The organism is Kitasatospora sp. NPDC057500, assembly GCF_042802195.1.
Lineage (GTDB): Bacteria > Actinomycetota > Actinomycetes > Streptomycetales > Streptomycetaceae > Kitasatospora.
Genome location: NZ_JBHVER010000250.1, coordinates 1 through 10,194, shown reverse-complemented (window position 1 = coordinate 10,194; position 10,194 = coordinate 1). Strand labels below are relative to the sequence as shown.

General features: G+C 74.5%; 4 protein-coding genes. All 4 read left to right on the top strand.

The annotated features are described in order from the left end of the window. Positions 1-3,506: SDR family NAD(P)-dependent oxidoreductase (locus ACFU74_RS33075; protein WP_380763551.1), on the top strand; the 3,506-nt coding region annotated here is incomplete at its 5' end. Between the two features lie 26 nt (positions 3,507-3,532). Then, positions 3,533-8,473 carry a type I polyketide synthase gene (locus tag ACFU74_RS33070; protein ID WP_380763549.1) on the top strand — a complete coding sequence of 1,647 codons (4,941 nt, stop codon included), beginning with the start codon at positions 3,533-3,535 and terminating at the stop codon, positions 8,471-8,473. 107 nt (positions 8,474-8,580) lie between these two features. Next, positions 8,581-9,246, top strand: coding sequence for a TetR family transcriptional regulator (locus tag ACFU74_RS33065; protein WP_380763547.1), 666 nt, complete (start codon positions 8,581-8,583; stop codon positions 9,244-9,246). A gap of 213 nt (positions 9,247-9,459) precedes the next feature. After that, on the top strand, positions 9,460-10,194 hold a 735-nt coding region (locus ACFU74_RS33060; protein WP_380763545.1), incomplete at its 3' end, for a collagen binding domain-containing protein.

Below are 10,194 nucleotides of genomic sequence, written 5' to 3'. Positions count from 1 at the left end.
CCGACCCCGACGGCTGCCGCAACACCACCATCTACTCCCGCCCCCACACCACCACCCACACCACCTGGACCCGCCACGCCCAAGCCACCCTCGCCGCCCCGGAGGCGCCTTCGCACGCGGGCGACGCGGACCTCGCGGCGCTGCGCGTGTGGCCGCCGATCGGCGCCGAGCCGGTGGAGATGTCGGACCCCTACGAGACCCTCGTCGAGCGCGGCTACAACTACGGCCCCGTCTTCCAGGGCCTGCGGAAGGTCTGGCGCGGCGCGGACGGCGAGCTGTACGCCGAGGTGGCGCTGCCCGAGCCGGCGGCGGACGACGCGGGCCGCTTCGGTCTGCACCCGGCGCTGCTGGACGCCGCCCTGCACGCCCAGCAGTTCGACGACGGCTTCGCCCAGGAGGGCGTCTGGCTGCCGTTCTCCTGGAACGGCGTGTCGCTGCTCGCCACCGGAGCCGGTCTGCTGCGGGTCCGACTGCGCAGCACGGGTGAGGACACCGTGCGGATCGCCGCCGCCGACGCGGCCGGCGAGCCGGTGCTGCTGGTGGAGGCGCTGCGGGTGCGCCGCGCCGACCCGACCCAACTGGCCGCGGTCTCGCCCGGGGCGGACGCCCTGTTCACCATGGACTGGTTCCCGGCCGCGGTGGCCGAGGGCCTCCAGGCCTCGATCTCGGGCTCGTTGACGGTGCTCGGTGCCGACCCGCTCGGTGTTGCGGCCGGCATCGCCGAGGCGTCGGCCCACGCCGATGTGGCCGCGCTGGTGGCGGCGCTGGACGCCGGGGCGCCCGTCCCCGCGTACGGCGTGCTGCCGCTCGCCGCGCCGGAGGCGGTGGAGGACGTGGCCTCGGCCGCGCACACCCTGGCCTCCGGTCTGCTGGCGGCGGTGCAGGCGTGGATCGCCGAACCCCGCCTGGAGTCGACCCCGTTGATCGTCCTGACCCGGGGCGCCGTCGCCGCCGGACAGGGCCCGCGCGCCGACGTCACCGACCTCGCCGCCTCCACCGCCTGGGGCCTGGTCCGCAGCGCCCAGAGCGAGCACCCCGACCGCTTCCTCCTCCTGGACGCCGACCCCGACACCACCGAGGCGCCCGACTACACCGCCCTGATCACCCGCGCCCTCGGGACCGGCGAGCCCCAACTCGCCCAGCGCAGCGCCACCCTGCTCGCCCTGCGGGTGGGACGCGGCTCCGGCGCCGGGCAGATCCCGGCCGTGTCCGGGTTCGGCGCCGGCAGCGACTGGCGGATCGACGCCCTCGGCGGCGGCACCTTCGACGAGGTCGGCCGCGCCGCCAACCCCCGCGCCACCCGCCCCCTGGAACCCGGCGAGGTCCGCCTCCAAGTCCGCGCCGCCGGACTCAACTTCATGGATGTCGCGGCTTCCCTGGGCCTCGCCCGGTTCGCGGACGGCCTCGGCGGCGAGGGTGCCGGTGTCGTCGTCGAGACGGGCCCGGGGGTGACCCGCTTCGCGGTCGGCGACCGGGTGCTGGGCGCGTTCCCGTCGGCGTTCGCGCCGTTGACGGTGGCGGACGAGCGGATGGTGGCGCCGGTCCCGGAGGGCTGGTCGTTCGAGCAGGCCGCCTCGGTCCCCGCGGTCTTCCTCACCGCCTACTACGCCCTGCACGACCTCGCCCGCCTCCAGCCCGGCGAACGCGTCCTGATCCACGCCGCCACCGGCGGCGTCGGCATGGCCGCCGTCCAACTCGCCCGCCACCTCGGCGCCGAGGTCTACGCCACCGCCAGCCCCGCCAAGTGGGACACCCTGCGCGCCATGGGCCTGGACGACGACCACATCGCCAACTCCCGCACCCTCGACTTCGCCGACCACTTCCGCACCACCACCGGTGGCCACGGCCTCGACGTCGTCCTCGCCTCCCTCGCCGGCGAACCCGTCGACACCTCCCTCGCCCTGCTCGCCCCCGGCGGCCGCTACCTCGAAATGGGCAAGACCGACATCCGCCAACCCGAGGACATGGCCGCCGCCCACCCCGGCACCAGCTACCAGGCCTTCGACCTCAAGGAGGCCGGCCCCGACCGCACCCGCGACATGCTCGCGGACCTGCTGGCCCTGTTCGCCGACGGGACGCTCACCGCCCTGCCCCGCACCACCTGGCACCTCGCCGACCTGCGCCACGCCCTGCGCCACATGAGCCAGGGCCGCCACACCGGCAAGAACGTCATCACCGTCCCCACCCCCGTCGACCCCGACGGCACCGTCCTCGTCACCGGCGGCACCGGCACCCTCGGCAGCCTCCTCGCCCGCCACCTCGTCACCCACCACCACACCACCCACCTCCACCTCATCAGCCGCCAGGGCCCCAACGCCCCCGGCGCCGACCAACTCCGCGACGACCTCCTCACCCTCGGCGCCCACACCGTCACCATCACCGCCTGCGACGCCACCAACCCCACCGCCCTCACCGACGTCATCGACACCATCCCCACCGAACACCCCCTCACCGCCGTCATCCACACCACCGGCGCCCTCGACGACGCCACGCTGACGGCCATGACGGAGAAGCAGCTGCGGACGATCCTGGCTTCCAAGGTCGACTCGGCCGTCCTGCTGGACGCGCTGACGAGGGGGCACGATCTGGGCGCCTTCGTGATGTTCTCCTCGGCGGCCGGCCTGCTGGGCAGCCCCGGCCAGGCGAACTACGCCGCGGCGAACACCTTCCTGGACGCCCTCGCCGCCCACCGCCACGCCAACGGCCTGGCCGCCACCAGCCTCGCCTGGGGCCTGTGGGCCCAGGCCAGCTCGATGACCGGCCACCTCTCCGACCAGGACCACGCCCGGATGTCCCGCAGCGTGATCGTGCCGATGAGCTCCGAGCGCGGGCTGGAGATCTTCGACGCGGCGGACCGGACGGCCCGTCCGCTCCACTTCGCGTCGCCGCTCAACCCGGCCCACATCCCGCAGCTCCCGGTCTGGTCGCGGCTGGCCACCATCCGGCCGACCGCCACCACCCACCAGTCCGGGCCGGCGCTGGGCGAGCAGCTCGCCGGGCTCACCCCGACCGAGCGCCACCAGCACGTCCTCACCCTGGTCCGCCGCCAGATCGGCGTGATCCTCGGCATCGACAACCCCGCCGGCATCGACGCCACCCGCGGCTTCCTCGACCAGGGACTCGACTCCCTCACCGCCGTCGAACTCCGCAACCGCCTGCACACCGCCACCGCCGTCCGACTGCCCGCCACCGCCGTCTTCGACCACCCCACCCCCAACGCCCTCACCCAGTACCTCCTCGACCAACTCGCCCCCACCGGAACCGAATCCGCCCCGGTGGCGGACCGGGGGGAGCAGGGGGAGGAGGGGATTCGCCGGGCGCTCGCCACGATCCCGCTGGACCGCCTCAGGGGCGCCGGCCTGATGAAGCCGCTGCTCCAACTCCTGGGTCTGGCCGACCCGTCGGCCGACACGGAGGCGGAGGCGAGCGCGGAGAGCGAGGAGGAGTCCATCGACCTGATGGCCATCGACGACCTCGTCCAGTTCGCTCTCGGCGACGAATCCTGAATCGACTCGGAAAGATAGGTTTCATCATGGCTGCCTCGACTGAGGACATCGTCCGGGCCCTGCGAGCGTCGGTGAAGGAGCGCGAGCGGCTCCAGCGGGAGAACCAGCGGCTGATCGACGCGGCGCACGAGCCGATCGCGGTGGTGGGCATGGCCTGCCGCTACCCGGGCGGGGTGAACACCCCCGAGGCGCTGTGGGAGCTGGTCGCCCAGGGCGTGGACGCCACCTCGGAGTTCCCGACCGACCGCGACTGGCCGGAGGACCTCTACGACCCGGACCCGGACCGGTCCGGCAAGTCGTACACCCGCCGGGGCGGCTTCCTGGACGACATCGCGGGCTTCGACGCGGAGTTCTTCGGGATCTCGCCGCGCGAGGCGCTGGCGATGGACCCGCAGCAGCGGCTGCTGCTGGAGGTCGCCTGGGAGGCGCTGGAGCGCGCCGGGATCAACCCGCCGGCCGCGAAGGGAAGCCGGACCGGCGTCTTCGTCGGCGGGGCGGCCGTCTCCTACATCCCGGACCTGGAGCAGGTGGCGCAGAGCGTCGAGGGCTACGCCTTCACCGGTAACACCTCCAGTGTGCTGTCCGGCCGGGTGTCGTACTCCTTCGGGTTCGAGGGCCCGGCGGTGACGGTGGACACCGCGTGCTCCTCCTCGCTGGTCGCCCTGCACCTCGCCGTCCAGGCGCTGCGCCAGGGCGAGTGCACGACGGCCCTCGCCGGCGGCGTGACGATCATGGCGGGTCCGGGCGGATTCATCGAGTTCTCCCGCCAGCGGGCCCTGTCGCCGGACGGCCGCTGCAAGCCGTTCGCGGCGGGCGCGGACGGCACGGCCTGGGCGGAGGGAGTGGGCCTGATCGCGCTGGAGCGGCTGTCGGACGCCAAGCGGCTGGGCCACCGGGTGCTCGGCGTGGTGCGGGGCAGTGCGATCAACCAGGACGGCGCCAGCAGCGGCCTGACGGCGCCCAACGGCCCGTCGCAGCAGCGGGTGATCCGGGCGGCGCTGGCCAACGCGGGCCTGTCGGCCGACGAGGTCGACGCCGTGGAGGCGCACGGCACCGGCACCAAGCTCGGCGACCCGATCGAGGCGCAGGCCCTGATCGCCACCTACGGCCAGGACCGCGAGCAGGACCGTCCGCTGCTGCTGGGCTCGCTGAAGTCCAACATGGGGCACACACTGGCGGCGGCCGGCGTCGGCGGTGTGATCAAGATGGTGATGGCCCTCCAGCAGGAGGAGCTGCCGCGCACCCTGCACGTGGACCAGCCGTCGCCGTTCGTCGACTGGTCGGAGGGCGCGGTGTCGCTGCTGACCGAGCCGGTCGCCTGGCCGCGCGGCGAGCGGGCCCGGCGCGCCGGGATCTCCTCCTTCGGGGCGAGCGGCACCAACGCGCACGTGATCGTCGAGGAGGCCCCCGCCGAAGCGGAGGAGGCCGCCGAGGCCGACGGCCCGCTGCTGTCGGGCGAGCCGGTGGCCTGGGTCCTCTCGGGCGGCAGCTCCGGTGGGCTGCGGGCCCAGGCGGCCCGGCTGCTGGAGTTCGCCCAGGACCGACCCGAGCGCGAACTCGTGCCACTGGCGAGGTCGTTGGCGGCCAGATCGGCTCTCGGTCATCGCCTGGCGGTGGTCGGTGGCGACCGGTCGGAGGTGCTGGTCGGCCTGTCGGGCTTCGCCGAGGCGGGCCGGGTGGCCGGTGGTGTGGTGGCCGGCCAGGTGGGCGCGGAGGCGGGGACGGCGTTCCTGTTCTCGGGTCAGGGTGCTCAGCGTCCGGGCATGGGGCGGGAGTTGTATGCGTCGGCGCCGGTGTTCGCGGCGGTGCTGGACGAGGCGTGTGCGCATCTGGACGGGTTGTTGGGGCGTTCGCTGCGTGAGGTGATGTTCGCCGGGGAGGGTTCGGCGGAGGCGGCGTTGCTGGACCGGACGGTGTTCACGCAGGCGGCGTTGTTCGCGTTCGAGGTGGCGCTGTTCCGGCTGGTGGAGTCCTGCGGGTTGCGTCCTGACCTGCTGGTGGGGCACTCGATCGGTGAGCTGGCGGCGGCGCATGTGGCGGGTGTGCTGGATCTGGGGGACGCGTGCGCGCTGGTCGCTGCGCGTGGCCGGCTGATGGAGGCGCTGCCGGAGGGCGGCGGCATGCTGTCGGTGGAAGCGGCGGAGGCGGAGGTCGTCGCACGACTCGCGGCCTTCGAGGGCCGCGCCGAGGTCGCGGCGGTCAACGGTCCTGCGGCGACGGTGGTGTCCGGTGACCTGGACGCGTTGGCGGAGCTGGCGGCGTCGTGGGGGAGTGAGGGGGTGCGGACGAAGGAGTTGCGGGTTTCGCACGCGTTCCACTCCTTCCGGATGGAGCCGATGCTGGAGGAGTTCCGCGCCGTCGCCTCCGGCCTGACGTTCAAGCAGCCCGCTCTGGCGTTGGTGTCGACGGTCGAGGGCCGCAGTGTCGGTGCGGAGCGGTGGTGCTCGGCGGAGTACTGGGTGGAGCAGGTGCGCCGTCCGGTGCGTTTTGCCGATGCGGTGCGGTTCGCGCGCGAGCAGGTCGGGGTCGGAGCGTTCGTCGAGGTCGGTCCGCGTGGTGTGCTGACGGCGATGGCGGCGCAGAGCCTGTCGGGTGAGGGCGTGTCCCTGGTGCCGCTGACCCGCACGGACCGTCCGGAGGCGCGTTCGTTGCTGACGGGGCTGGCCCAGGCCTGGGTCAACGGCCTGGACGTGGACTGGACGCGGGTGCTGGGCACCGGCGGTCCGCTGCCCGAGCTGCCGACCTATGCCTTCGACCACACCCGCTACTGGCTCGACCGCACCCGCCCCAGCACCGCCGACCCCGCCGAACTCCGCTTCTGGGAGGCCGTCGAGGGCGGGGACGCCGATGACCTCGCCACGCTGGTCGGCATCGGGGCCGGGTCCTCGCGCTCCTCGCTGAAGACGGTGCTGCCCGACCTCGCCGCCTGGCGCCACCGGCAGCAGGGCGCCCGGTCCTTCGACTCCTGGCGCTACCGGATCGAGTGGAAGCCGCTGGCCGCACCCGAGGCGCCCGCGCTGGGCGGCGGCTGGCTGCTGCTCGCCCCCGTGGACGCCGACGCCGGTACCGTCGCCGCCTGCGCGGACGCCCTGCGCGAGCACGGCGCCGAGGTCCGGCTGCTGGAGGTGGACGCCGCCGCGACCGACCGCCGGGAGCTGACGGAACTGCTGGGCACCGCCGCCGCGGAGCGCGAGGTCGACGGCGTGCTGTCGCTGCTCGCGCTGTCCTCGGCCGGGCACCCGCGGCACCGCGCGGTACCGGCGGGCACGGCCGCGACCATGGCACTGTTCCAGGCGCTCGGCGACGCGCGGGTGGCCGCGCCCCTCTGGTCGGCCACCCGGGGCGCCGTCGCCGCCGTCGAGGGCGAGCCGCTGCCCAACCCCGTGCAGGCCCAGGTCTGGGGCCTGGGCCGGGTCGCCGGTCTGGAGGCCCCGGCCGGCTGGGGCGGGCTGGTGGACCTGCCGGCCGTCCTCGACCCGGTGGCGGCGGGGAACCTCGTCGGGGTGCTGGCCGGCCTCGCGGACGAGGACCAGGTCGCGCTGCGCGGGGCGGACGTACTGGTGCGCCGGCTGGTCCGCGCGCCGCTGGCCGAGGCCGGGCCGGCCACCGGGTGGCGTCCGCACGGCACCGCGCTGATCACCGGCGGGACCGGGGCCCTGGGCGGTCACATCGCCCGCTGGCTGGCCCGCGAGGGTGCCGAGCACCTCGTGCTGCTGAGCCGTTCGGGCCCGGACGCTCCGGGTGCGCAGGCGCTGCGCGAGGAGCTGCTCGACCTCGGCGCCGGAGCCGTCACCGTCACGGCCTGCGACACGGCGGACCGTGCCGCGCTGGCCGGGGTGCTGGCCGCGCTCCCCGTCGGCCTGCCGCTGACCGCCGTCTTCCACGCGGCGGGGGAGGGCCGGGCGGCGAAGCCGCTGGCGGAGCAGGAGCCGGCCGAGCTGGACGCGGTGCTGGCGGCGAAGGCGGCCGGCGCCCGACACCTGGACGAGCTGCTGCGGGACGCACCGCCGGAGGTCCTGGTCTTCTTCTCCTCCAGCGCGGGCGTGTGGGGCAGCGCAGGCCAGGCGGGGTACGCCGCGGCCAACGCCTACCTGGACGCGCTGGCCGCGCACCGGCGCGCCGAGGGCCGTCCGGCCACCGCCGTGGCCTGGGGCGCCTGGGCCGGTGCCGGGATGGCGCAGGACGAGGAGTACGTCGCCTCGCTGGCCCGGACGGGCATGCGCACCATGGCGCCCGAGCGGGCGATCGCGGCCCTGGCGGCGGCGGTCGGGCACGACGAGACCGGGGTGACCGTCTCGGACGTCGACTGGCGGCGCTTCGGCGAGGTGTTCACGGCCGCCCGGCCGCGCCGTCTGCTGGACGACCTCGGCACCGGCGGCACCGGGGCGGACGAGCCCGCGGCGGAGGCCGCCCGGTCCGGGCCGGCGCCGCTGGCCGAGCGGCTGCGGCAGCTGCCGCCCGCCCGGCGGCGCCCGGCCCTGGTGGAGGCGATCGGCGCCGAGGTGGCGGCGGTGCTCGGACACACCGGCCCGGTGGAGGTCGAGCCGCACCTGCCGTTCATGAAGCTGGGCTTCGACTCGCTCACCGGCATCGAGCTGAAGACCCGGCTGGCGACGGCGACCGGTCTGGAGCTGTCGGGCACGCTGATCTACGACCACCCGACGGCGGCGGAGCTCTCCGACCACCTGCTGGAACTCCTCGGCGGCGACGGGGAGGACGGCGGGAGCACCCTGCTGGACGACCTCCAGCGGCTGGAGCGGGCGCTGGTCGCGCCGCCGGAGGACGAGAGCCTGCGCGAGGAGATCGGCGGCCGGCTGGAGACGCTGCTGTGGAACTGGCGGGAGGCGACGGGCGGCAGGCCGGACCCGCTGTTCGGGGACGCACGGAACGACTCGGCGGCGGATTTGGAGGCGGTCAGCGACGAGGACATCTTCGATCTGCTGGACCAGGAGTTCGGCAGCCACTGAGCACCGGTCGTGTACGCCGGAGTTTTTCCATTCATCCTGCGTCGCCGACTTCGTTTGATAGCCTACTGTCACTTGCAAGAGTGAGAGCGTTGGTGGTGGAGGCCCCCATGACTCCGGCGAAGGTGCACGGCGGTCCGGCGCCTGAGAAGGGCGAGCGGGCGGTCGGGCTGCGGGAGCGCAAGAAGGCCCGCACCCGGGCCGCGATCCAGCAGCAGGCGCTGCGGCTGTTCCGCGACCAGGGCTACGACGCCACCACCATGGAGCAGATCGCCGAGGCCGCCGAGGTCTCCACGAGCACCATCTTCCGCTACTTCCCGACCAAGGAAGAGCTGGTGGTCTCCGACGAGCAGGAGGCGTTCTTCATCAACGCCTGGCGGGAGCAGCCCAAGGAGCTGCCCCTGGTGCGCGCGCTGCGGTACGCCATCAGGAGCACCTTCGAAGGGCTGTCCTCGACGGAGCTCGGCGCGCAGCGCGACCGAGACGTCCTGATGCTCACCGTGCCGGAGCTCTGGGCGGCCAGCCTGGGCAACGTCGCCGAGGCCCGGCAGACCATCATCGAACTGGTGGCGGAGCGCGGCGGCCGGCCGCAGGACGACGTCCAGGTCCGGGCGGTGAGCGCCGCGGTCTTCGGCGTCATCCTGGACGCGATGCTGCGGTGGGCCCAGGACCCGGGCCAGGACATCGCGGAGGAACTCGACCGCGTCCTGGCCTTCATGGACAACGACCACTTCAACGGCCTGGCGGGCGCGGAGCCGTCCGCGGACCGGGCGTAACACCGGTTCGGGCCGGGGGCGGCGCGGTGGGGGGAGACCGGCGTCGTGCCGGTTCGAGGGATCTCCCGCGCCGGTTCCGTGCACCACGACCGCCCGACCGCGGCCCTCCCACGGCCACCCGCGGTCGGTCGGTCGTGCGTGCGGGCCCCGGGACCGGTGTCCCGTCGTTCCGGGGCAGCCGGAACGAGTCCACCACGAAAGGTACGGACAACCATGATCATGCGCCGCGGCTCCGCCGGGGTACGGGGGCGGGTCCTGGACACCGGCGGCCTTCCTATCGGGGGTGCGCACCTCACCGTCGTCGACCACACCGGCCGTCAACTGGACGAGGGCACGGCGGGCCCTGACGGCTGCTACGACCTCGCCGTCCCGGACGCCGGGCAGTACGTGCTGCTGGTCGGCGCGCGCGGGCACCTGCCGCAGGTGGCCGAGGTGGAGGTGTCCTCCCCGCTGCACCGTGCGGAGGTGACCGTCCGGCTCCCGGAGGCCACCATGGCCAGAGGCACCGTCAGGGACGACTGGCTGCGGATGCCCGTGCCGGAGGCCCTGGTACTCCTCATGGACGAGGCCGGCGAGGTGGTCGGTTCCACCCGGACCTCGGCCGAGGGCCGGTACGAGCTGCGCGGCCTGTGCTCCGGCAGCTACCGGCTGGTGGCGGTGCATCGCGCGCACGAGCCGGTGACCCGCCCGCTCGACGTCACCGGGCGTCAGCCCGTGCTGGTCGACGTCGAGTTGCCGCGCAAGCTGCTGCACGTGCGGGGGGTCGTCCTGGACGCCGACGGCGACCCGGTGGAGGGCCTCCAGGTGCGCCTGGCGGACGACTCCGGCTCGGCGCTGTGGGAGACCACCGGCGCCGGGGGCCGGTTCATGTTCTGCTCCCTTCCCCCCGGCACGTACACCCTGATCGCCGACGGCCCGTCGAGCACGACGCTGCGCGTCGTGCTCGAC